1 pseudogene is annotated in these 526 nt (G+C 49.0%); it reads right to left on the minus strand.

Features of this window, described 5'->3' with window-relative positions:
* Positions 1-526, minus strand: a pseudogene (locus ACFIKU_RS10445) (phage late control D family protein); the annotation flags it as partial.

Consider the following 526-nt stretch of genomic DNA (forward strand, 5'->3'; position numbering starts at 1 on the left):
ATGGACCATTGATTTGCCCACGAAACCCTTGCAATAAAAGAGGTTGGTCCGCCATGATTTCGGGGCGCCCCGCAAGGATCAAAGAACCACTGCCCACAGCACGGCACAACCTATCCGACTCGGAAGCAGCAGCAGCTTGTGCCTCTTCCTCACAAGTGTAACAAGTCCGTAAACGGCGCACGGGACCGCTAAACCCTGTCTGATGCTTGACTTGGTATTGCTGCCCTTTTGAGCGATCAAAATAAGCAGCTTCAATGGCGCCATATTGCGTGCGTGGCTCTAACGTGAACTCCCAGTTGGAACAGTCGTGTTTATGAAGTTGGAGTGCTGGTAAATTATCTCCGCTTAAAAACAAAAACTTATTGTCCTTGATCAAAAAACGTGCCTGCATGCGGTCGGCAAGGCGGGTTAAAAAATCAACAGCCGATTGATCCGTACGAATCACATAAGGCAAAGGTTTTTTAGTGAACTGGGGACTGACCTTTGCTTGATAGCCATGGCGTTTGGCGAGTGTCTCAACAATCTC

This window comes from Bartonella sp. CM120XJJH, assembly GCF_042194715.1.
Lineage (GTDB): Bacteria > Pseudomonadota > Alphaproteobacteria > Rhizobiales > Rhizobiaceae > Bartonella.